Source organism: Pedobacter sp. SL55, from assembly GCF_026625705.1.
Taxonomy (GTDB): Bacteria; Bacteroidota; Bacteroidia; order Sphingobacteriales; family Sphingobacteriaceae; genus Pedobacter.
In genome coordinates this window covers 3,056,926-3,082,099 of record NZ_CP113059.1, presented here as the reverse complement: position 1 = coordinate 3,082,099, position 25,174 = coordinate 3,056,926, and the positions used below count along the sequence as shown (strand labels likewise).

The following is a 25,174-nucleotide window of genomic DNA, read 5'->3' as shown; positions in this document are numbered from 1 at the left end:
AGAACAATAAGGCATGTTGAAAGATTTTATTACTCATTTTACCGTATTGGCAAGCACAAATAGGATTACAAATATTGTGATTGCTTTACAGCATTAGCACTAAGCGCAGCCAAATAGCCCGAAACCTCCACTAACTGCATCGGCTTATCTTCCCATATAGGTAAATCTGTTGCTTCTGTTAGTTCTATTTGCTTAATATTGGCTAAAGATTGTTGCAAATTACGCTCTACTTCAAAAATATCTGCGGCAGAAAAATTGCCGCCACCCTGTTTTTGCAAGCCCGCAAAAGCCGCCGTAAGTACATTAAATTGATAACTGAACAGCTGAATACGCTTGATCAGCGACCAATTCAGCTTTCTTTTCAAAGGTTCTTTTTGTGCCGCATATACTGCTTCACTTAATGCAGATAGCTGCTGATGACTTAATTTTCTAGCTAATCTGGTCTGGTGTATTGTATTTGGATCATTGGGTTTTAATTTTACTACCGCTTGGAAATAAAGCAGGTTGGCTTTAACTACCTCGGTCATTAAATGGCTCAATCGTGGGGCATTCCATATAGGAAATACAAAAGTAGCGCCCAAACATAACAATACTCCCAAAATTGTAAATACAGCTCGGTCTGATACCAATTTCCATAGATTACCATCGTAAACGTTTAAGCATAAAATTACAGCTACAGTAATACAAACCGCACTTAGACTATAAATTATCCTATTGAAAGCAAAAAAACCAAATAAACCAAATACGCTTACCAACAGTTGCACGGGAGTAGCTACGTATTGACTTAAACTCCACCCTATTAATAAACCAAGGGCTGTGCCAACCACCCGTTCTGCGTTGCGTTTAATGGTTTGCCCGTAGCTTGGTCGACTTACAATTACCATAGTAAGCAATAGCCAATAACTATAATGCTCTTTGGTTAGCCAAGTAATTAATAACATGGCTACCAAACTTAAGGCAGATAAACGCAAAGCAAAACGAAAAATGGGCGAACGTAGAGAAAAATGGCTTTTAAAGGATTTTGCCTGTACTGGCGTGAGGGTTAGAAAATCGCGATAGCGCTCTGTACTTTGATCTAAATAAGCTTGAGGCTGATGAATAGATGTGATTAAAGCATAAATTTCATCGATATTCGCTAAAATCTGTCTGAGCAGGTTCTTTTTACTTTCTTCCAGAATTTCTACTTTATAGGCTAAAGCCTTACGCAAATCTTCCCATTGGGTAATGGTTAATTGATGTTGCGGTTTTACCAACGACGTGGCAAGCAACTCTATGCTTTGCTGAATAAAAGGCAATACGCCCGTACTTTCAAATTGTCTTCGCAAATACGGATAGTCATAATGCACCGCACTTACTTGCTCGTATAAATCAATAAGATTGATAGATTTTTCTAAAAATACTGCTGTTTTAAGGTTTAATTGCTGTATCGCTTTACGATCGCTAAGCAGCAGCTGCCTTATTAACTCGTGGCTGTTTGCCAATTTAAGATGCAAACGCATGTTGCGTTGGTTAAAACCCGATAAGCTTATTTTTGGATTGTAACCCTTTGCCCTTAATCTTAGCAGCGCCGCGGTTTGCTCTTCTGTTTGTTTAATTGCTCTGCGCAAAGAACGATACGGAAATACGGAAATTTGCAACAAACTAATGAGGTAATACCAAACACCGCCCCAGAAAATATAATTGCCATAAAGCAGTGGATCTTTTGGTTTTAAACCGATGGTAAAAGTGGCTAGAATAATGCCCATTAACCCAATGCCCGCCATGCGCTGCCCCATTACTGCTCCCATGGTAAGCAAAAATGTAACGAATACCACCACCACAATCATTAACATAGGAGAAATGGTACTCCAAGCGGTTAGCATAGCTATAATGGTAAAGATTAGTACACTTATCCAAGCTGCTCTAAACTTATCACTTCGGTTGCCCGGGAGATCGGTCATGCAAATCATTAAAGCGCCAATACCTACGCCTATACCAGTTGTTGGCCAACCTATTTTGTAAAAAAACACAATTGGCATAATAACGGATAAAGTATTGCGTAAGGCATCTACCGTGTGCTCGCTAGTAAAGACACGAGAAACAGCAGAGAAGATTTTTTTAAGCGAAAACCACATTTTGGCGGCAAAGGTAGTTATTAAGGCGCAGTTTTTAGGTATTAGGTGTTAGTTACGGTAGACGGTTTTGGTTATTGGTTCATTTGTTTATTTTTTTTCTCGCAGATTTTTGCGGATGCTTACCTAGATTGAAGGAGATTTTAACCTAGAACCTCTTCAATAACTGACAACTGATCCCTAACAACTAATCCCTAAACCCTAAATAACCCCGCTGATTTTCGCTGATTTTCGCTGATTTTACCGCAGATCGAAGAAGATTTTTTGGCAATGAACGTAGACTGATACCTGACCACTGATACCTGTTCACTGATACCTAAACTCTAAATAACCCCGCAGATTTTCGCTGATCTTTTCCGCAGATTGAAAAAGATTTTTTGGCAATGAACGTAAACTGACACCTGACCACTGATACCTAACCCCTAAATAAACCCGCTGATTTTCCCGCTGATTTTCCCGCAGATTGAAGAAGATGTTTTGGCAATGAACGTAAACTGTGTACTGACACCTGACCACTAATCCCTAATACCTAACCACTAATCCCTAACCACTGATCTCTAATACCTAACCCCTATTAAAAATTGAATTTCCCTTGGTGCCTGCGCAATGCTTCTATGTAATAGTAATCTGCATAGTTAATTGGTACATCTATTTCAGAATTATTAGGACGATGACCAGTGCTGTGTTCTAAGATGAAACCGTAATTATCTCCTATTTTACTAATGTAGGCAGTGCTTAACGAACGCAAAATTTTATCGGCTGCTGCCTTGTAAGTTTTTGCATTTTTGCTATACTTGGCCAGCTCGTACAATGCCGAAGAGGTAATTGCAGCCGCAGAAGCATCTCTAGAAACATTCGGAATTTGCGGGTCGTTATAATCCCAATAAGGAATACCATCGGCTGGTGTGCTCTTATTATTAAGGATATATTTTGATATGGCATCTGCCTGAGCTAAGTATTTAGGATTTTTGGTATAACGGAACATCAAAGTGTAGCCATACAAACCCCAAGCTTGCCCTCTAGCCCAAGAAGATTCGTTGGCATAACCTTGTGCTGTTGTTTTCTTAATTACACCACCTTTATTTACGTCGTAATCTACCACGTGATAAGAACTAAAATCTGGACGATAATGGTTCTTCATGGTATGATCTGCATGAGAGATTGCAATTTTATAGAAAGATGAGTCGCCAGTAAACTTAGTAGCTTCAAATAACAACTCCAAATTCATCATGTTATCGATAATTACTGGATAATCCCACTTGGTTCCACTATGATCCCAAGAGCGGATCACACCAACTTTTGCATTAAAACGAGTAGACAGCGATTTGGCTGCCTGAATAATTACCGATTTGTAGGCCGTATCTTTAGTAACACGATAACCGTTGCCAAAGGGACAATAAATCATGAAACCCAGATCGTGCGTACCTTTGTTAAATTGCTCTTTTTTGATGTCTTCGGTATATTTTTTGGCCAATTCTAACCATTTTTTATCGTTAGTTTGTTGGTAAAAGTACCACAACTCTCCCGGGAAAAAGCCACTGGTCCAATCTCTAGAAACCACCATTTTTAGCTGTCCGTTTTCTACTGTTCTGGGAGATACCAAGTTTGGTTTAATTTTCCTTGCCGAGTCTACATTTTTCACCAAGATATCCGTTTGTTCGGTAGCTTGTTTAAATGCTTTAGACACTTCTATTTTTTGAGCCTGTGCAGCAATGGCAACCAATAAAAATGCTGCTGTAATTTTTAATTTCATACGTGTTACGCTTAATTATTTGTCTTTTTTCTATCTACCAATTGTTTAATATATAATGATGGCACTCTCAATTCCTTTTTATTGAAGCCCTCCCATATCCCATCTGGACGGTTTTTTAATCTGCCTTCGCTTTTAGTGGCTATAACACCAATAGCGTAATTGTTGCCACTTACGTAAGGATTTTGCAGCGTTACTTTCTTGGCCTTGCAATTCCAAAGCATCTGTGTTACACCCGCCCAACCATGCCCTGTGCCCCAATTTCCTCTGTCTTGCACATTAATATCGCCATCGGTAATGATGTTATCGTACAACGTGCCTACCGCCCAACGGTGGTGCGGACCAATATCAGCCTTCGCATTAGTTGCCTTACAGTTATAAAACACATTGGGCCCAGCCACCTTCGCACCGGTTACGTAATCGTGACGGCCTTCATCGGCGAGGCAATCTCTCACTAAATTTAACTGACCATCGTTATTAAAAGAATACCTTCTACCACCTTCTACTTTAGATTTTGGCGCTAAAGAAGTGCAATTTTGTACCGTTACCTGTCTACTATAAGTCGCTAGATTTACACACGAATAGCCAAAATATTTACTTGTCACGTTGCTTACCCAAGCATTTTCTACGCGGTTCATCCATACGGCATCCCAACCGTGGTTTTCATCCGTATCGCTCTGATAAGCTGATTCCAATAACATATTTTCTATACCCACTTCACTAATTCTACCCTCAAAAGTATATTTATAAATTTCACCACCTCCGTATTGGATCTCCATGGCCATTACTACCGGATTATCAATTGTAATCTGGTTATCTTTTATGGCTACAATTTTTCTCTCGAAGTACAAATCGTATTCACCTGCTTTCCATTGCACCGTTCCATCACGAGCATCAATCTGGTCCATTTTTATATCTTGTATCCACTTTGTGGTACCAGGGCGAAAAATCATGATATCATCTCCCTCCTTAAAGCTCTCGGCTTTGCTAATCGTAAATGATTTTGCTCCTACCGGAACATAAGCATCTGTAATTTGTACTCTGGTATGCGGTACTTCTTTTGGTTTGCCAGTACCATTTACGCTAATGAGTTTACGTTGACCAGTTCCAGTGGCGATTAATTTAGTTGCTGTACCTTCTCCTCGCAATATAATGCCGCTAGTAGTAATATGGATACTTCCAGGGATTTTATAAGTACCTTTCTTCAATAAAATAGCGCCTCTAAAACCATCTTTGTTCATTGGTAGTTTTGCCAATTCGTTGATGGCTTCTTGTATTTGATGTTGATCGTTAGTACCGTTTGGAACTAACTCTTTTAGCACCTTAACCTGAGGTATTTGCTTATTATTTTGATGATAGCCAACTGCACTAAAATCTGGAATGATATCGCCTTTGGCGTTTGGCAAATAGGTTAAGCGACCATCTTTAGATAGCTTTATCAGATTGGATTGCGGTTCTTGCGCAAATCCATTGACAAAAAACGTTAAACATAATAAACTAAGCGATAACAGCTTTTCTCTCATCATAACCAAATTAAGGGATGTCTAATTGGTAAATTTCTGATTACTTCTTCGTTGCTAGGTTTTAAATCTAAGCTTTTCCAAGTGTTAAACCACGTTTGCTGGCCAAAGTAATTCGCTCCGAAGAATAAAAAAGGTTGTGCCACCGGCCAGTTTTCCCAAAACATGACATCGGGTTTTAATGGCCATTTAGATTTATCTGCAATGTAAGGATAAAGGTAATCTAATCCTTTTTTGATTGATTTTCCATCTGCTGTTTGATAAGTCCACAGGTTATCTTTTGGTGTAGATAAAATTTGACAAAGCATTACCATGGCATCTAAATTAAAGATAGCGTAACCATAAGGTTTGGTGCGGGCCAATTCTAAAGGAAAACTTCCATCTGTAGCCATTTGATTAGGTAGAAACACATTTTTATATCGCAGTTTTAATGAGTCTAACATTGGCTGGTCGTTTACCAACTTAGCAAAAGAGGCCACTTGCATTGCCCATGTGGTGCCGTGATTGTTCTTGGCATTTTTCTCGGCAATGCCATTTTTGCTGGTATTTAACCAAAGGATATAATCGGAAAACCACTTTTTAATGGCGGTTAAACTAGCTTTATCAAATGATTTAGACTTTTCGATCACTACAATTCCTTGTGCTACCTCCATTAAATGAATAGAGTCTATAATGCCCCAACTTCTGCCTGCATATAGATTTCTTACGGCTTGGGCATAGGCCAAATTTGGGTTCATCAACGTTTCTTCATTAACAAACCAAGCTTTTAAATGAACAATGGCCTGCTTCACATACTTCTCGTCTCCAGTGATTTTATAGGCCGAAGCCAATGCCCCAATAATTTCGCTAAAGCGGATCATGGCATGGCGATGCGCCACAAAATTATCCGGATTGGTCTCGCCATCTCTGGTAACGTAAGGCCCGTTTGGATTTGCTGGGTTTGGCCACCAGTAATCGCCTTCCGAAAAAAAATCGTGCTTACCACCTGTGCTGTGCGGCGAACTACTTGCGGTAACCGTTATTGGCTTTTGCTGCATGGCCCATTCGGCCTCTTTTAACACCTGCGCTTTTAATATCGCTGTAGCTTGGCTTTTATATGTGTTTTGTGCAAAAGCTGTGTTTATCGTCAGCGTAAAAAGCATGATTATCAACAGCTGTTTTTTCATCGTTGTAGTTAATTTTAAGTTTTGACGATATCATCAAATATTTATTTTAGTAGCTACACATTGGCGAGGACGCCAACGTGAGCACATTAATCTCTAATCACTAGATGTTGGCGGAGATGCCTACCTTAGCTATATCTGTTGTTGGAGTGCTGGCAACATAAATATTAAACCTTTGTGTTCTTTGTGTCTTTGTGGTTAATAAATTTATTTCGTAGCTACTACGCATTCTTCATTATGTCCAGAATGACAAAGTGCCTACTCTTATTTTTCAACCGTTAAAAACTCAGTTGGTAAACCTGCGGCACTTACTGACACCACATTCTTTTTATCATTTGTTTTGAGGCTAATTGCTGCTCTTCCGTTATAAAGCTGAACTTTAGAAGATGCGGTAGAAGTTCCCTGGTCTTTAATCAAGGCTCCATCGCCTAATAATTTGAATTTAACTTCTGTTGCTGCATCTAAACAAAGTACGTTGTTGGCATCATAAGCCTTAACTTCTACCTTAACTAAACCATTGGCTTCACTTATTTTCTGAAGTACCAACTTAGCTGGCTTGCCCCATTTCTCTGTCTGGTATTCTTGTGTAATTTCATCGGTTACCGTTACTTTACTCTTTTTGGCAACAACTTTAATATGATAGGTTCCTTTTTGCATTGGCACCAACCAACGTAAACCCGCAGCCGGAAAATCTTGGCTGTTGCGTTTTTTAACTCCTAAACTTTTACCGTTTACAAACAGCTCGGCTTCATCACAATTAGAATATACCTTTACCATTTTTTCTTCTCCTTCAGCTCCCCAGCGCACAGGCCAAGAGTGTCCATAAATATGCGCCATTGGTTTATCCGTCCAATAAGATTGGAAAATGTAAAACGATTCCTTTTTAGTAAAATCTCGTTCTACTACGCCTTTTTGGTTCACATAAGGCACGGGATTTTCTGGTCTAATAGGTGTACTAAAATCCTTGAAAGGCCAATAAGCTGTACCTGTTAACCAAGGCATAGTTTCTTGTTCTTTTAAGTGCCAGTCAATCAAGTTTGCGATATAGCTTTCGCTCCAGTCGCCATCTTTACTTACCCTTGCGCCACCGCCATAAAGAGAAGCATCGCCAGCTCTTTCATCTCCGCCGCCACCTGTTTTAATTTTTGCTAACGCATTGTCTGGATTTTCCGAATGGCGACGAGCATGGCTATCTCCGCCCCATTCTACGTGTAGAAAACGTTCAGATTTATCAAATTCGCTTTTAGATATCTCTTTATATTCGGTGTAGTTACCGCGGTACCAACCAGCCCAAATAGAAGGAGAATACACATCTACAATATCTCTACAGAAATCGCAGCGTCTAATCGCTGTACTTCTTGATGGATCTAGTTTGTGCGATAAATCATTCAGCTCTTTCATGTAAGTTCTTATTTTTTCTTTATCGAACTCAATGAAATCGCCTGGCCAGTCATTTTCATTACCTAAGCCCCAAATAATAATAGATGGATGGTTATAATGCTGCTCGATCATATTGGTAAGCATCCGCTTGCCCTGTTCTTGGTAAACCGCTCCGCCCAAACCACCACGGCACCACGGAATTTCTTCCCAAACTAAAATACCTAAGCTATCACATAAATCTAAGATGATACGAGATTGTTGATAGTGCCCTAAACGGATGAAATTTACGCCCATTTCTTTCATCATCTTCATCTCTGTTACCATCATTTCTTCGGTCATGGCTGCCGCTACGCCAGCATGATCTTCGTGCCTGTGCGTACCACGTAGCAAAACTCGTTTCCCATTCAACGTAAATGGCCCTTTTTTCACAAACTCGAAATGCCTAAATCCTATTTTCTGTGTAGTGTTGTACGTTTGTCCATTGGCCGTTAAGCTAACCCTTACTTCGTATTGCTGTGGCACTTCTATAGACCACAGTTTTGGTGATTTCACATTGGTTTCTACCAATAATTCATCGCCATTAAAATTGGCTATATTTTTATTTGCCGTAAAAACAGTTTTTCCGTTAGGATCTACCAAGTCAATTTTAACCGCAGCCTCTTTTAAGTTATCTTGATTTAAGAAACGAGCTTTTAATGTAAGTTTACCTTGTGCACCTTTAGCATCAACTGTTGCATGTGCAAATACTTTATCTATCGCTAATTGTGGGTTGTAAACTAGATTTAGGTAGCGATAAATACCACCATATACGTTAAAATCTGACAAGCTCGAAGGCATCATTTCTAGATCACGAGTGTTATCGCAACGGATAATCACTGGAACTTTTCCTTTAAATTGAGACTTGAAAAGTGACGATTTTTTGAATCTTGCTACTGCGTCGGTAATATCTGCTGTCCATTCATCGTAACCACCAACGTGTTCGGCTACTTTTGTAGTGTGGATATAAACCTGTGTTTTTTGTCCTGCACCTTCAAAGTGTAGCAAAGTTCTACCATTTTGGTACGGATTTTCAATATCCAGATTGGTACGATACCAGCCCGCCCCTTGGTAGTAATGCACATCTGGATCAACCGCATCTGTTGCGTTAAAACAATGTGGCAGGTTTACTTTTTGCCAAAACGGAAGTTCTTCGGGATTACCTTTACCCACAGGTCGAACGGCTTCCCAAATACCGCCTAAATCTTGCTTTACAAACTCCCAGTCTGTATTTAAACGCTTGGCTTGTTGAGCCTGCAGCGAGTGATTTGCAATAAAAAGAAATAGAAAAATTATTCTCACTTGTTTGAACATACAGCTTACTATTTGGTTAACCAATTAAAATGATGAAGCTACAAAACCTATTTGAATTAGCCAACCACTTCTTGTTGTATAAAATACACGAAGAGGGTTGATCATCAACAGGCTTTTTCATCGAGTTAATTTATAGCGTCATAAAAATAAATAATTAATTATCAACACTTTAAATAAAAAAAACAGTTAAAAGATAAAATTCGAAGGTGTATATAAAATCGCTTCATTTACCTTATTCTGAGCTACTTATTTCATTAAAAAAAATAACAATTAATTGCGGAAACGTTTGCGTACAGCATATTAATTTATTTAAAACACATCGATGGCTTGTATTCTGGTTGGCAGCCCCATCAATTTATCTTTTTAAATTGCAGTGCATTTAGCACTGGTTTACCTGTTATACTTTTAAAAGCCAGTTTAATGCCTTTATCATCAGCTACTACACACTCAAATTTCTGTTCTAGTTTTGTAGCCACACCATACTTAGCGGCCAAATTAAGTGCTTTAATAACCAACTTACCGTTCAAGTAAACATCGAATATACGTTGTGGCGGCACTTCTTTACCCGTTGCCACCAAACTATCTAAATTGTAAGGTAAAACCGATTGAATGCCATTACCCATTAACTCGGCAAAATGCAAAGTCACTTCATACTTTCCTTTAGGAACTACTAATTCATAGGCATCTAAGCCTACCGACTGCGTTTGGTAAATCGGATCGTTCAGGGTGCCTTTAATGTCTTTATCAGAACCATATTGTTGGCGGCTACTATTTTTAATTTTAAAAGGCTCGCCGCCAATATGCCCCCAACTATTGTCTTGATGCGGTTTACTTGGTAGCCAAATTTGGTTTTTATCATCTATGAACTGTCTTTGTGATCCTAAAAGAATGTTAAGCGAAGCTGATGAATTTAAAAATGCTTGTGGTTGCAGCACAAAATCAATTGTAGATTTATCTTTAAACACTTTTTCGCTTTGGTAAGCAATGGCTTCAATTTCATTTTTACCAGACTTAAAATCGATGTTCCAACTTACGAGACAGTCTACCACTCTCTTTTTACCTTGGGGTTTACCGTTTACAACTAGCTCCGCACTATCCAAATTACTAATTACACTTACTTCTTGCAGTGTAGAAGTTCCTCCTCTTAATTTCCACGAGCCATCCCCAATTTTTACATAAGGATTTTTGTTGAAATGCGCTTTGTAAAGAAAGTAGGTATTTTTCGGTTGTCTATCTAAAGTTAACAAGCCTTTATTATTGATACTTGGCATGGTCTCGTTCCTAGTTTCTGAGCTAAAATCTGATAAATTCCAAACCGCGGCGCCGGCAACAAAAGGTCGCTTTAAGATATCTCTGATATAAATTTGGTGGTACTGCATCCCATAAGCTAAACTTTTATCAAAACGAATTGGATTTTCGGCATGTATTCGTGGATCAACATCTGCCCCATATTCTGTTACAATTAATGGTTTGTTGGGCATTGCTGCATGAATTTCATCTAAGTTTGGTCCAAAATCTTCTGATTTACCACCATACCAACCTTGATACAAATTCCAGCCCACAATCATAGGTATTTTTACTAAACCTGCGTTAGTATAACCAGTTACATCGCCATGGTTACTCATCATGGTATATCTTGTTGGGTCTGTTTTACGAGTAAGCTCTTCTAGCTGTTGTGCTAAATTTTCGATGCTTTTTAAATAGATTTTCTTTCGTTCTGGTTCTTTGCCATAACGCATTTTCAGCAAAACTTCATTCATATACGCCCAAATGATTATGCTGGTATGGTTATAATTTTGCTTGATCATTTCTAACTGCATCTCTTTGCAATTGTTATAAAAAGCTTCTGTTTCGGTAATTTCGTTTACTATCGGAATTTCTACGGACGTCAAAATACCTAGACGATCGCAAGCATCTAGCACTGCTTGGTCTTGAGGATAATGTGCCACACGTAAAAAGTTCCCGCCCATTTCCTTTAACAATGCTACGTCTTTAACCTGCAATGCAGCCGGTACCGCATTTCCCATTTTGGCAAAGTCTTGGTGGCGACTAGCACCAATTAGCTTTACCAGTTTTCCATTAAGGAAAAAACCTTTATCTGCATCAAAACTGAAATAGCGAAATCCTACATTAGTTTTTACTTCATCTAACACCTTGCCGGTTTGATAGTCAATGAGTTTGGTAATGGTTTGATATAAGTATGGGTTTTCTGGCGACCACAGCGTAGGATTTTTAACTTCGATTTTTGGTAGCGATAAATTGATATTTCTAGATGGATTTTTTGAAGATAGCCATTTACTCTCGCCCACTTTATTTGATTTTGCATCAATTAACGTGGTAGTTACCAATATCTCATTTATGAAAGAAGAAGTGTTAACCCAATTCGCATTCACATTTAACGTTGCACTCTCGTTGCTAACTTTATCCGCATGTACATAAACTCCATTTGTGCCGTAAATTTCATCAGCAAAATGAGCTTGGTCTACCACCGTTAAAGAAACATCGCGGTATAAGCCTCCGAAGAAAGTAAAATCGCCGGTTAAAGGCGGAATACTTTCATTATAACTGTTATCTACTTTTACTACCAATTCATCCTTACCATCAAAATTTAGCTGATCTAGCGCAACGGTAAAACCTGTATATCCACCTATGTGGCTACCTATTTTCTTGCCATTAAGATAAACTTCCGTTTCTTGGTTAGCAGCACCGAAGTTGAGATAAATTTTCTTTCCTTTCCATTCTGATTTAAGGTCTAACTTCTTTTTGTAATAACCAATACCACGATAATAGCCAGGCTCGTCGTCTAGTACATCAAGGGCATTCCACGTGTGTGGGATATTTACTGTGGTATATTTTAATTGTTTGTTACCTTTTTTGTGGATGTCTTTGGCGAAATGCCAGTTTTGGTTGATAGAAATTATTTTTCGGCTTTGCTCTTGGGCTTTAGCAGATGTAAAAACTACGACAAATAATAAAAATGATAGGAATTTCTTGAAAGTGATTGGCATCAATGAGGATATTTTAAAAACCATCTCAATAAATTTTATATTGAGATGGTTTCGTGTCTATTTATCTAACTTCTAAAAAACGCTTAAAAGCTTGTGTGAATGTACCCACTTTATATTGGGAGTTTTCGTTTTGCACCAAATTAATCTCTATTCTACGTGTGCCGGGCAAAGTATTATTTAGCACTTTCAAATAAATGGTATCTACTTTTGCTTTGGCTTGCGGAAAGTTTAAACTGTAAATACCATTGGTGGCCTGGATAGCGTTACCACTTTTATCTACCACATTAAAATCTTGCCCTAAAATTGCTGGGTTTGCTATACCTGCTGTTACCAGAGTGAAGTTTGCTGCCGCATCGTAATCTCTTACAAACGACGAATGAAACTGTACCGGAAACTTTATCAAATCTGTTTGTGTTCTAAGCACTGAGGCTGTAGCGGTATTATTCCAAGGTAAAAAACCTGCGTAATAAAAATTATCATAGCCATCAGCTCCTACTGGTCCATCTGGGTCATCTTTCTCGCAAGAAGAGAATGCGATTAGAGAAGATAGAAGTAATATCAATATTTTATGTTTTTTCATTTTTGTTTAAATTAATATACTACAACCAACCTTTGTTTTGCGTTACGTTATTGTCACTCAATGCAATTTCATTTAACGGTACTGGATACAAATAATCTCTAGCTGGGTTCCATTTTCTTTTGGTCGCATCTTCAACCACTAGTACACCATCAGCATTTAACACCAAAGCAGAAGCGTTAGTACCCACCCACTCGCTAGCAATATACTTGCCGCCTAAAATTGGTTTTGCCATTACCACTTCTGCCGTTTTCCATCTAATTAAATCGCCATACCTAAAACCTTCTAAAGCCAACTCTACCGTTCTTTCTCTTCTAATCTCTTCTCTCATATCCAAGTTGTTAGCAACCACAAAAGCATTGGTTAAACGAGGCGCAAAACCAGCTCGGGTACGTAAGGCATTTACCGTTAAATTCAAATCTGCGTCAGAAATACTTTCAGTAAGCTCAAACTTAGCCTCTGCATAAATGAGCAAGTACTTCGGCGTAGCGGATCAGATTTTTCTGTACAGTAGCATTGTTATTGGATGCCCAATCAGCGGCATCAAACCCTTTTTTACCAGCATAGGCAGTTCTAGAACCTAAAGCAGTTTGCGGTACCCACGGCCGTTGGTACGACTGTTCTCCAGCACGATAAAGCAAAGTATTTAAACGAGGGTCCCTATTTTCTAAAATTGTATTGTAACTAGCTTCATTAGCTTCGGGAACAAACAACGGCGATAGTGTAGATGTTGGTGTTTGATCTGAATTCCAAGCAGGCAGCCCATCAGTATATAAATATTGACGGATAAGGTTTCTGGTTGGTGCAATTCTTCCATTTTCTAAATCTCTAGAAGTGTTATGAGTTAGAGTAGCAATTGCGTATTGCTTCATTAAAATATTTTCGGTGTTGTTCATACCATCGCCGGCATGTGTAAACTCTCCCAAATAGCTGTTAAACAAAGTATGGCCTTGCCCCATTACCAATGTTGCCGCTGTTACGGCAATATTTAGATGAGCTTGCCACCCAGTTAGGTTGTTAAACTTTGCGGTAGTTCCTTCCATTAAGCCCACACGAGCTTTCAAAGCCCAAGCCGAACTTTTTGTGATTCGCCCATATTGTGCTGCTGGTAACGCAGCTCTAGTTGGCAACCAGGCCGCAGCAAAATCCAAATCTTCGTAAATTGAATTTGCTACTAGCGCTCTCGCTGTTCTAGGCATTTTTAAATCCGGATCGTTAATGCCAAGCGTTCTCAATACTAAAGGCACATCGCCGTATTTCTCCATCAACATGGCATACGCATAAGCCCTGAAAAAACGAGCTTCTGCAAAATACCTGTTCTTTACAGCATCAGTAACTTTGGCCGTTCCGCCTTTTTCCAAAATGTTATTGGCAGTAAAAATCATCTCGTAAGGACCACTCCAATCGCCAGATGTAGACGGAATATCTCTATTAACGGTACTAATGGCATTTATAGCTTGACCTGTATTGTCATCTGCCCTATTATCTATCGTATGACCCGCCATTTGCTGATATAGTCTATTCGCTGCGTTTTGAAGATCTACTTCAGTATTCCAATAGCCCGTATCTGCAAAATTGGTTTCTGGTACTCTATCTAATTTGGTACAGCTCGCCAAAATAGCTGCTGCAAAAAATATGATTAATAGTTTATTTCTGTTCATGATTGCTCGAATTAAAATGTAACGTTTAAACCAAATGCGTAAGCTCTGTAGAATGGATAAGCTTGCGAGTTCACGCCATTTGGAACCTCTGGATCAAACACACTCATTACTTTGGTACTTTCCCATAAATCTTGTCCTGAGAAATAAACCCTCACATTTTGAACATATTTTTTCTTAAATGGGATGTTGTAACCCAATTGTAGGTTTTTTAGACGGATATAACTTCCGTTTTGCACCCACCTGTCCGATGGCCTATAGTTATGATCGCTGGTTTGATACATCCTTGGAAAAAACGCATCTGGATTTTCAGGTGTCCATCTATCCATGTGGATAGTCCAAGGCATATTTGCCGTACCGTTTAATGGCGATAAGGTTTCGGTAGCAATAAGGAATGATCTTTTTAAAGTACCTTGAAAAGCTACTGAGAAATCAAAACCTTTCCAGTTTAAACCTAGATCGAAACCATAGGAGTACCTGGCACTGGTATTACCTAAATAAACCAAATCTCCAGAGTCATCAGGAGTTCCTTTTCCTGCGTTAATTACACCGTCGCCATTCAAGTCTAGATATTTAATATCTCCAGCTTTAGAGTTAGCAAAAAACGGATAATTTACATTTGCTCTGTAAGCCGTAGCTTCTGCATCAGATTGGAAAATACCGTCTGTTTTGTATCCCCAAACAGAATTTAAAGGATAACCTTCTATGCCTTGCACTACACCGCCAGTACCCACTAGGCGAGCCCCATTAAAATTAATTAACTCGTTTTGGTTGTCAGAAAAATTTAAACCAAAGGTATAACCTAATGCACCTACCTTGTCTCTCCATCTTACATTGGTTTCCCAACCCCAACTTTTTAAAGTTCCACCATTTACCTGTGGTACATCGACCCCTATAATTGAAGGACGATTAATTCTAACGAACATATTGATGTTACGATTTTCGTAAACCTCAAAAGCACCGCTAAGTTTTTCTTTAAAAAAACCAAAATCTAAACCTAGGTTTGCAGATTGAACTGTTTCCCAAGTTTTACCTATAGATGGTACTTGCGACTGATAGAAGTAATTAGCTCTATTTCCATTCAGCACCAAAGCATTGCCAGGAAGTAGAATAGGAATATAGTCGTAATTACCAGTTCCACCACCAACTGCATTACCCATGCGGCCCCAAGATGCTCTAATTTTTAAGTTAGATATGGCTCTGATTTGATTTTTGATGAAGCTTTCCTCACTAATTCTCCAACCGGCAGAAACTGATGGAAAGAAAGTCCAACGAACGGTAGGATCTAACCTAGAACTACCATCGTAACGGAAAGTTGCTTCTAATAAATATCTTTCAAGGTAATTGTAATTAAACCTTCCAAAAGAGAAGCAAAAGCAAATGTTTCTACATTATCACTTGCAGTCTTATTTAAAGGATCAGCAAAATTTAAACTAAAAGTATCGTTACTATATAAACCAGTTGCACCAGCAGTAGCCTCATCTTTACGGTACTGCTCATAAGATGCACCGCCCATCACTTTGAAATTATGTTTGTCAGCTAATTGAAGATTGTAATCTACGGTCGTTTGCAAATTATCGTAATATCCCCTGTTCTTGGTAATGGTAATTCCATTAGGTACATTCGCCTGAAAACGAGGCGACTCGGTGTTACTACGCCCATACCAAGCTAAACTTCTTCGGTTTTGCTCGTAATTATAAGAATCTTGATTTCTCCATGCTATGGTATTGATTTGCAATCCTTTTATAAAATTTTTGAATTTCAAATCAACCTTGCCAGTAAAACTCTCATACATTTCGCGGGTAAAACCGCCGTTTTTCTGAATATCCACGGCATTAATCTGCAAATCGCCATTATACGGTTGCCCAGTAGTATCTTCGGCAGGGGTATATAATGATTGGCGTGTTCTAACACGATATAGCGCATTGACAATTTGCCCTGTAGAAAATGAGTTTGAATTGGTAATTTGACCAATGTAACCTACAATAAAACTAGCGTCAATGTATTTATTGATCTGGCTATTCAAATTCAATTTGATATTATACCTAGAATTATCATCTGGGCCATAGCGCAACACCCCATCACTGTTTTGAAAACCAGTTGAAAGTAGATAGTTGAGGTCTTTTGTACCACCACCAACAGAAATTGAATGATTTTGTGAATGATTTACGGTACTCATACCTGCCTTGATCCAATCTGTATTATCGAAATATTCCCAACGATTTGATGTTAAATTTGGTCGGTAATTAAAATTTGGATTTTTTAACCATTCGATTTGCTCTGGCGTAAATTCTCTAGCTCCAGTTGCATTAAAACGAGCTTCATCTATCAAAGTTTGTTCGTCCCAAGAGTTTAAACGCTCTGGTTGACGTGCAGTAATATTAAAGCTGTAAAATGAATTTAAGTTAACTTTTGTTTTTCCGCTGGTGCTAGATTTGGTGGTCACTAAAACAACCCCACCTGCGGCTCTAGCTCCGTAAATAGCTGCTGCTGCTGCATCTTTTAGAAATGAAATACTTTCAATATCATCTGGATTAATCAAATTCAAATCCATCTGGATTCCATCAACCAATACCAGCGCACCTGTGCCGTTAATTGAATTAGTGCCTCTAATTCTCAAATTGTAACCTTCTTTTCCTGGCTGTCCGCTGCCTCTGGTTATCACAACTCCAGGTACTTGCCCCTGCAAGGCTGCCGTTGCATTTGGCACAGGTCTGTTCCTTAAATCGTCGCCACTAATAGCAGTTACAGCACCGGTTAAATTTACCTTCTTTTGTGTACCATAACCCACCACAACTACTTCACTTAACCCTTTAGAATCTTCTTCAAGCATTACATTAAGTACAGTTTTACCGTCAAAAACTATCTCTTTTTCTTTAAAACCGATGCTAGTAAATACAATTACGGCATTTGCAGGTACATTCTTCAAAACAAATCTACCATCTACATCTGTACTTACAGCTTGTTGAGTTCCTTTAACTCTTACCCCTACGCCAGGTAGTGCAATGCCCTTATCATCTTTTACTACGCCAGAAACATCTGCTCGACTTGCATTTAGTAATTTGCTTGTTTTTAATGATAATTCTTCGCCATTCGTAAAGGCCAAAACATTCAATTGCAGAAAAAAACACCAGAGTAGTGTTATAGAAATTTTCTGCAAAATTCTTTTTAATAGAATTTTACTCATACAGTTAAAATTTGGTTTATTATCAGTTAGCGTCAAATATTTGACAGTGTAAATATAGGGTAGTTATTCCCTCAATCACAAGATAAAAAATACATAATAAACTGTAAATTAGATAATTACAAAATATTCAATACGCTTTAATCGCATACTTAAAATTTTATAAGTAACTGATTTAATGAGCAATCAATTCTTTATTTTTTTTAGAGCCAATACGTTTAAAACGCAATAAAAAAATGTTATAAAAAAAACGAAAACGTTTGCGTAAGAATGATTTCTAGACCCTATTTAGCTCTTTTTATCGAGCACGAGCTTACTCCAACCAGATTTGCCCCCTCCTTTCAAGTCCTTTTTACGCTCGTCCATTACTTTTTTAACCTTGGTTGCATAAGTCCAGCAGGTACTTTGCCTAATGCCAAGCTTGTCAGACAGCTTATGTGAAGATATGGTTCCCTTAGAGCTATACATCAAGTAAACTAAATAAAAGGCTTTATTAATTGGAATACGGTTGTTCTCGAAAATAGTACCGTGTAAAACAGACTCTTCATAAGCGCATTTTGTACAGCGGCGGTTGTAAGGAGCCTTGCCATTGCAGTAGTTGGTATGATTGCACTTTAAGCAGGCGTATCCAGTTTCCCACTTTAATTCTGCCAAAAATTTATAGCACGCTTCCTTATCAGGATATTTCTGGCTAAACTCATCAAAATCTAGCTCAGTTGCGTTAACACGGGCATCTGTTACTTTCTCTATGTTTGTTTTAAGGTTGATATTGTCTTTTTCTAACAAAATGTTCATCCTCGAAATCTCTTCTGCTTGCTGTTCTAAAAGTCCATTCTTAGAGATGAGTTCTTCATTTTGTTTTTCAATGGTTTCATTTTGCTTTAGCAAGGCAACAGCCTGCTTTTTTACCTCAACGGTTCTTTGTTCTACCTTTGCTTCCAGCTCTCTATTCAAATTATCTTTCATTTCTGCATTTAGCTGCATCTGCTTGATAATCTGTTTCTGGGCATTTTCTTTTTTACGCTTAAGAATACGCACTTGATCGCCAATGGCAAACGAAAGGAAAACCATCTCTAACAAAAAACCAAAACTTAAACTATAATAGCCTAAAGCACCTGGAATGTGCCTAGCATATCCTAGAATGTGAATAATTTTTATGACAAAGCCTAAGAAGAGAAAAGAATAACCAACCACAAAAAAGCGAGCTGGCCTATACCTTTTTCGCCATAAAATATAGATACCCGTTACAAAACCCACAGACAAGGGAATAAACTCTATAAATTTATATTTAAACCAATCTGGATTATAGCATAAGCAAACTATAAAAAAGATGAACCTTAAAAGTAGTACTTGCATTAATTAATTTATGATAAAATGGGGCTTTTTGCTTAACGTGCAAAAGCTCTTTAGTAAAAATTAAGGCGAAGGAACTGATACAGAATAAAGCCACGCCATAAGCATATTCGTTCCAAACGGGATGGTTTGGCCACAAGTACTTGAAAGGCAATACCATCTACAGAAACCTCGTATAAACCAACACTAATGATATATAAAATGTAATAGAGATACTGCTTTCTTCGTACTGCCAAATACATCAGCAGGTTATGGAAACTGAAAATAAAAATCATTCCATAGAAAAGGCCATAAGTAAGATACTCGGTTAAACTGTATTGAATAAACCGCTCTACCGTTCTAAAAACAATAATTACATTTACTTTGTCTTTAGATTTTACCTTAAAGTAATAGTATATACTCTCCTTTTTTAAATTTTGAATTAAAAATTCGAAATTTTTGTGTCTAAACAGCCGATCCTGAAATTTTAAATCTGCGCCAGTATTGGCCTTCACGTATTTCCCATTTTCGTCTGGAAAATAAGCATCGATATAATCGGTAACTTGATCAAAAAACTCAATTACACTGGTTTTATCTAAGTCTTCGTTAAACCTAACTTTTACTCGGTACCAGTAGCTATAATTTTGGTTATAGTTTTTAGGATAATAATCTTTGTTAGGGATAAATTTATTTTGATAAGCGGCGCTAGAAATAATTTCAAACGGTAATTTATTTGTAGAATCTTCTAAGGCAACTACGTCGCCAGACTTAAAAATGTACTCGTAGGTATCTTTATTAAATACTACCGTGTTTTGTGCATTTAACCAAGTACAACTAAAAAAGAATATAAATGAGATAAAAAACGTTCGCAGCAGCATGTTAACATTAGAATTTTAAACCAGTAAGTTAATTGAAAACTACTAGCCTTTTATTTGGTAATGTTAAAGATAGCTACAAAAAACAAAATAGCTGATATATAACCAGCTATTTTAAAAATGTGAATTTAAAGTAGAACTAGCTCTCGAAATGATATAAGAATACCACATCGCCAGCAAATGCTGGTTTAGGCTGGTCTTTTATTTCCATCACAATATCAATAACAACTTTGGTGGTTCCTCTTAAATTTAAAATGGATTTCAAGCCCACCTTTAATCTAACTTCGCTGTTTACCGTAACGGCTTGACCGAATTTTAAACTTTCTATACCATAATTAATCTCCATTTTCAAATTACTAATTTTTGCAATTTGCTGCCATAGGTAAGGTACCAAAGATAAGGTAAGGTAACCATGGGCAATGGTTGTTTTAAATGGGCTGTCTGTAGCTGCTTTTTCTGGGTTGGTGTGTATCCACTGATGGTCTAAAGTAGCATCTGCAAATTTATTAATCTGCTCTTGGGTAATTTGATACCAACTAGAAATACCTAACTCTTTACCCAAGTAGGCTGCAAACTCATCGTGACTGCTAATGTTAATCATATATTTGGTTATTGCTGTAGTGTTATAATAAGCCCTTAATATTTGCTGGCGAGTAATTTATAGATTTCAAGGTTTTATCATCGCCCTTGCGATAAACCAGATACAAACCCTCAATTTCTTTAAAATAGGCATCTACGTTATCTTTTTGTTTATAATGCGCTATAGTTTGTTCTGCCTCTTCTACCGTTTTGCAGGCCTTGCTCATGTTAGAACGATGTACCTCATCAAACAAACTTTTAAATTTAGTTCCCAAACCAAATTCTAATACAGCACCGGCCAAAACATATTGCAAATCGCATAAAGCGTCGGCAACTTCTATCAAATCATCATTATCTACTGCTTCCTGAAGCTCTTTCAGTTCTTCGGCAATTAAATCTATTCTAAGTTTACTTCTTACCTTAGAGGGTATAGCAGCCTGCTCAACAATTGGATGCTTAAAAGTTTGATGAAACTCGGCAACTTGGCTTAATGCACTTAAATCTTCCATATCATGATTTTGATTGCGAATTTTTAACAATTTAAGCTAAATAACAAATTTTGTTATCAACAGCAGTTATTTAATAAGCTTGTTGGCTTAATATATCTCGATATTTATTAAAAATATGAGTCTTAGAAACCAAACCAATATAAGTTCCAGAATAATCTACAACGGGCATTACCCAAAGGTTTTCTTGTTCCATCTTTTTCAGCACTTCTTTCACATCGTTAGTTAACGAAGCAATTTCGGCAGGCATATCGGTAATATCGCTTATAGCAATATGTTCGGTATACTTTTGCGAAACATGCTTCAAAATAGTTTCGATATAAACCACACCCTGAAAAATATTTTCTGCATTAACTACAGGAATAACGTTTCTTTTTGAAGCTAAAATATCCGAAATTTTATCGCTCAAAATATCTGTGTCTCTTAAAATCAGCTGGTCTTTTTCTATTATTGATTTTAAGCTCATCATGTTTAACACGGTGGTATCTTTATCTTCGTGATGCGATAGATGACCAGCATCTACCAACGGTTTGGTATAAATAGAATATTTACTAACCCCTCTGCTAATGAAATAAGCTATCGCTGTTGTAATCATTAAAGGCACCATTAACTCGTATCCGCCAGTAATTTCTGCAATTAAAAAAATGCCCGTTAATGGTGCATGCATTACCGAGCCCAAAGCTGCTGCCATACCTGCAATAATAAAGTTGGCTACATTAAGTTCTGCAATGCCCAAAACATTTACGGTATGAGCAATAATAAACCCCAATATACCACCAATAATTAAACTTGGTGCAAACGTACCTCCGTTACCGCCAGCGGCTAAAGTAACTAAGGTAGCCACAGATTTGAGCATTACGGTAACCAGTGCAAATAAAATAACTACAAACGGCAAATCACTAAGTTGCGAAAAAATGCTATTGCTAATTATTGCGTTGTGGTCGCCTTTAAGCAAGCTATTGATAGTGATGTATCCTTCGCCATACAAGCTAGGAAAAAGAAATACCAAAAGGCCTAATATTAGCCCGCCAATAGCTATTTTATAGTATGGATTTTTGATTTTATAGAAAGAACCTTTGATGATTTTATTCATTTTAGTGAAGTAGTAAGCGTATAAACCTACAACCACGGCCAAAATCACATAAAATAATAAAGCATGCATTTCCCAACCTTCGGTTACTAAAAAAAACAGTTGTTCTTTAAAGAACAAACGAGCCACAACAGATGCTGTAGCGGCAGAAAGTAACAATGGAATAAAAGCAGGTATAGAAAACTCTGGCAGTAAAATTTCAATGGCAAACACAATACCCGCAATAGGGCTATTAAAAGCCCCCGCAATACCCGCAGCAGCGCCACAGGCTAATAGCAGGGTAATTTCTCTATAACTTAACCCTAAAAACCTTCCAACATTAGAGCCAATTGCGGCTCCAGAAGTAGCAATTGGGGCCTCTAAACCAGTAGAACCACCAAAGCCCACTGTAATTGCTGCTGTAATAATTTGAGAATAAGTATTATGTGCCTCTACCCTGCTCGATTTTTTTGAAATGGTATATAGCAGCGGCGTTAAACCAGTTTCAAACTTACCTTTTCTGATAAATCTTTTCACGTAAATTACCGAAAGCAGTATACCAATGGCCGGAAATAAAAGGTACAGATAATATTTGTATTGCCAGTGCAAATCTGACTGAAGAAAATGCTGTATTTTATGGGTAATACCTTTTAAGAGTGCCGCCGCCAAGCCTGCAAAAATACCTACAAAAATAGCCGCGAACACCAGAAAGTTTCGGTCAGAAATTTTGCTTTGCCTATACTTATTTAGCTGATCTACAAAACTTACAAACCTAATATACATCTTCTGTTTCTTTAATTATGCGTCAAATTTATCTAACAATTTGAGTAGCGTTGCGTAATCTTTGGGGTATGGAGCTTCTACAAAAATCTCTTGCCCATCTACACCTTTAAAAGTAATTTGCTTAGCATGAAGCGCAAAACGTTTCATAATGGCCTGTTCTTCGTCATCTGTCAAACGGTAACCACGCTTAATTTTCGACAAAAACACTGGCTTTCCGCGGTACATCGTATCTCCGCAAATGGCCGCACGCTGCGTAGCCAAATGAATACGAATTTGGTGCATACGCCCAGTTATTGGCTTACACTCTACCAAAGTATAGTGTTTGTAATATTTTAAAGATGTAAAATAAGTTTCGGCTCTTTTGCCCTCTTGCCTATCAATAGTTACGTTTTTATTACCATCGTTTAAAATAGGTAAATCTACCAATAGGTTATCGAACCGAAACTGACCATCTACCACAGCATGATAAACCTTGCTTACCTTACGCTTTTCGAACTGCATCGATAAGTTACGGTAAGCCTCCGGATTTTTAGCAATCACAATAGCTCCCGAGGTTTCTTTATCTAACCTATGGCAAATCTGTGCATCGTCGGTGTACTGCCTAGCCAAGCGTAAAATATTAATTTCGCCTGCACCGGCCGCACCACGCTCATCTAACGAAGCCACAAAAGGAGGTTTATTGACAACAATATAATCGTCGTTCTCAAAAAGTATGAGGTCTTTAAAATTTGGATACTTCAAAAGGATAATTGATTTAACACTGCAAAAGTACCAATATATTTACGAAAACAGGCGGTTTAATTGACATTTACACGAATTTGAAGAGCAAAAGCAGTGGTTCTTGGGCTAGCCCCGTCCTGCTATCCGCCTTTACACCCTCGCATCCCACCGCTCCATCCACACCCAGGCTCGGGCGGTATCGGCTACTATCAGGTCTATTTAATAAAGTACCATTATAAAACCACCTAAGACACCTTAGCACACCTAAGTAAATCTACACGCCAACAATAATTAACTACAAAAAAAAATAAACTATCCTTAAGTGTCTAAGGTGGTAAAATCTCAAAAAACATGATTTTTCAGAAAGTAATCGCCTCTGGTTTACTTACAAAAACATCCTCAAAAAGCTAAACCACATAGACACATAGATTTTACTGCATATATTTCTACTGTGCCTATGTGGTTCAAAAAACTAATCCCTAACTCCTAATCACTATTCCTCAGAAAGCAACTGTTCCTTACAAGCAGCCATATCTACTTCTTCTTTTGCCAACACTGGATATTCCAATTTTAAACCCTTTAAAGTTTCCGCAATAATTTGACTTACTGCCAACCTCGTATACCACTTTTTATCTGCCGGAATTACATACCAAGGCGCATAATCAGTAGAAGTTTCGTTCAATGCATCTTCGTAAGCCTCCATGTACTTATCCCACAATGCTCTTTCCTTAATATCGCCCGAAGAGAACTTCCAATTCTTGGCAGGATCTGCTATCCTATCCAAAAAACGCTGCTTCTGTTCCTCTTTAGAAACGTGTAAAAAGAATTTCAGTATGGTAACGCCATTATCTGTTAAGTGCTTCTCAAAATTACGGATACTTTCATATCTCGATTTCCAAAAACCTTTATCTATTTTATCTACAGAACTATAATTGGGCAAGTTCTCGCTCATGATATATTCTGGATGCACCTTGCAAACCAGCACATTTTCATAATGCGAGCGGTTGTGAATACCAATCCTTCCTTTTTCTGGCAAAGCCTTGTAATGTCTCCATAAAAAATCATGGTCGTACTCTTCTGCATTAGGAGTTTTAAAACTATAAACCTGGCAGCCTTGCGGGTTTAAACCCGACATTACATACGCTATGGCACCATCTTTACCAGCAGCATCCATCGCCTGAAAAAGAATTAAAACTGCATGGGTATTTGAAGCATACAAAACCTCCTGAAACTCGGCCAAATCTTCTTTAACCTTCGCCAGTTCTTCTTTGCCAGCTTCTTTATCTAAATGTCCGTTATAATTGGTATCAAAGTCTTTAATTTTTACTTTTTTACCAGGCTTAACCAAGTATTTATCAGTATTAGTTTTCATAGTAGCTTATTAAATTATGTATGAGTTTGAATAAATTAACTATAGGCAATTTCATTTTATATTTAATTGGTAATGAAACGGTACACCTTAAATTTCAAATGCTAAATTTATATTTTACGCATTTGTGTCTAAAATTTTAAAGATAGAACTAAATTTAAGTAAATTAAATACGTTAATTTGTATTGTTTGTTTTAACACAATTTAACAGATAATTTTTCACGTTTTTTACATCTTTAT

19 protein-coding genes are annotated in these 25,174 nt (G+C 37.7%); all 19 read right to left on the bottom strand.

The features are described from left to right. Positions 1-65: 65 nt before the first annotated feature. Entirely contained in the window at positions 66-2,114 is a 2,049-nt protein-coding gene (locus OVA16_RS13755) for an FUSC family membrane protein (protein WP_267760341.1), read from the bottom strand. 571 nt (positions 2,115-2,685) lie between these two features. Then, entirely contained in the window at positions 2,686-3,864 is a 1,179-nt protein-coding gene (locus OVA16_RS13750; RefSeq protein WP_267760339.1) for a glycoside hydrolase family 88 protein, read from the bottom strand. Positions 3,865-3,875: 11 nt separating this feature from the next. Continuing rightward, entirely contained in the window at positions 3,876-5,387 is a 1,512-nt protein-coding gene (locus OVA16_RS13745) for a hypothetical protein (RefSeq protein WP_267760337.1), read from the bottom strand. Further along, positions 5,384-6,547 carry an alginate lyase family protein gene (locus tag OVA16_RS13740; protein WP_267760335.1) on the bottom strand — a complete coding sequence of 388 codons (1,164 nt, stop codon included), beginning with the start codon at positions 6,545-6,547 and terminating at the stop codon, positions 5,384-5,386. Before OVA16_RS13740 ends, OVA16_RS13745 begins: the two co-directional genes overlap by 4 nt. Before the next feature lie 261 nt (positions 6,548-6,808). Beyond that, positions 6,809-9,274: a glycoside hydrolase family 2 TIM barrel-domain containing protein gene (locus OVA16_RS13735; protein WP_267760333.1), complete on the bottom strand. Its 2,466-nt coding sequence runs from the start codon at positions 9,272-9,274 to the stop codon at positions 6,809-6,811. Between the two features lie 350 nt (positions 9,275-9,624). Further along, the gene (locus OVA16_RS13730; protein WP_267760330.1) at positions 9,625-12,306 is read right to left on the bottom strand and encodes a glycoside hydrolase family 2 TIM barrel-domain containing protein; all 2,682 of its coding nucleotides are present in this window, start codon (positions 12,304-12,306) and stop codon (positions 9,625-9,627) included. A gap of 37 nt (positions 12,307-12,343) precedes the next feature. Continuing rightward, the gene (locus OVA16_RS13725; protein ID WP_267760328.1) at positions 12,344-12,862 is read right to left on the bottom strand and encodes a hypothetical protein; all 519 of its coding nucleotides are present in this window, start codon (positions 12,860-12,862) and stop codon (positions 12,344-12,346) included. Positions 12,863-12,881: 19 nt separating this feature from the next. Continuing rightward, entirely contained in the window at positions 12,882-13,334 is a 453-nt protein-coding gene (locus tag OVA16_RS13720; protein ID WP_267760326.1) for a RagB/SusD family nutrient uptake outer membrane protein, read from the bottom strand. After that, on the bottom strand, positions 13,312-14,520 hold the full coding sequence (locus OVA16_RS13715; protein WP_267760323.1) for a RagB/SusD family nutrient uptake outer membrane protein: 1,209 nt from the start codon (positions 14,518-14,520) through the stop codon (positions 13,312-13,314). Before OVA16_RS13715 ends, OVA16_RS13720 begins: the two co-directional genes overlap by 23 nt. Positions 14,521-14,531: 11 nt before the next feature. After that, on the bottom strand, positions 14,532-15,899 hold the full coding sequence (locus OVA16_RS13710; protein ID WP_267765402.1) for a SusC/RagA family TonB-linked outer membrane protein: 1,368 nt from the start codon (positions 15,897-15,899) through the stop codon (positions 14,532-14,534). Further along, entirely contained in the window at positions 15,839-17,704 is a 1,866-nt protein-coding gene (locus tag OVA16_RS13705) for a SusC/RagA family TonB-linked outer membrane protein (RefSeq protein ID WP_267760320.1), read from the bottom strand. Before OVA16_RS13705 ends, OVA16_RS13710 begins: the two co-directional genes overlap by 61 nt. 285 nt (positions 17,705-17,989) lie before the next feature. Continuing rightward, the gene (locus tag OVA16_RS13700; RefSeq protein ID WP_267760318.1) at positions 17,990-19,057 is read right to left on the bottom strand and encodes a 7TM diverse intracellular signaling domain-containing protein; all 1,068 of its coding nucleotides are present in this window, start codon (positions 19,055-19,057) and stop codon (positions 17,990-17,992) included. Further along, complete coding sequence (locus tag OVA16_RS13695) at positions 19,005-19,151, bottom strand: hypothetical protein (protein ID WP_267760315.1); 147 nt, start codon at positions 19,149-19,151, stop codon at positions 19,005-19,007. The genes OVA16_RS13700 and OVA16_RS13695 overlap by 53 nt, the downstream gene beginning before the upstream one ends. Next, the gene (locus OVA16_RS13690) at positions 19,108-19,911 is read right to left on the bottom strand and encodes a 7TM-DISM domain-containing protein (RefSeq protein WP_267760312.1); all 804 of its coding nucleotides are present in this window, start codon (positions 19,909-19,911) and stop codon (positions 19,108-19,110) included. Before OVA16_RS13690 ends, OVA16_RS13695 begins: the two co-directional genes overlap by 44 nt. A gap of 136 nt (positions 19,912-20,047) precedes the next feature. Continuing rightward, positions 20,048-20,509, bottom strand: coding sequence for a MaoC family dehydratase (locus OVA16_RS13685; RefSeq protein ID WP_267760309.1), 462 nt, complete (start codon positions 20,507-20,509; stop codon positions 20,048-20,050). 22 nt (positions 20,510-20,531) lie between these two features. Beyond that, entirely contained in the window at positions 20,532-20,996 is a 465-nt protein-coding gene (locus OVA16_RS13680; RefSeq protein ID WP_267760300.1) for a nucleoside triphosphate pyrophosphohydrolase family protein, read from the bottom strand. Positions 20,997-21,066: 70 nt separating this feature from the next. Beyond that, positions 21,067-22,845, bottom strand: coding sequence for a chloride channel protein (locus OVA16_RS13675; RefSeq protein ID WP_267760298.1), 1,779 nt, complete (start codon positions 22,843-22,845; stop codon positions 21,067-21,069). Positions 22,846-22,860: 15 nt separating this feature from the next. Continuing rightward, on the bottom strand, positions 22,861-23,586 hold the full coding sequence (locus OVA16_RS13670; RefSeq protein ID WP_267760295.1) for an RluA family pseudouridine synthase: 726 nt from the start codon (positions 23,584-23,586) through the stop codon (positions 22,861-22,863). 472 nt (positions 23,587-24,058) lie between these two features. Further along, positions 24,059-24,937 (bottom strand): polyphosphate kinase 2 family protein, encoded by an 879-nt coding sequence (locus tag OVA16_RS13665; protein WP_267760292.1) that lies wholly within the window; start codon positions 24,935-24,937, stop codon positions 24,059-24,061. Positions 24,938-25,174 lie beyond the last annotated feature (237 nt).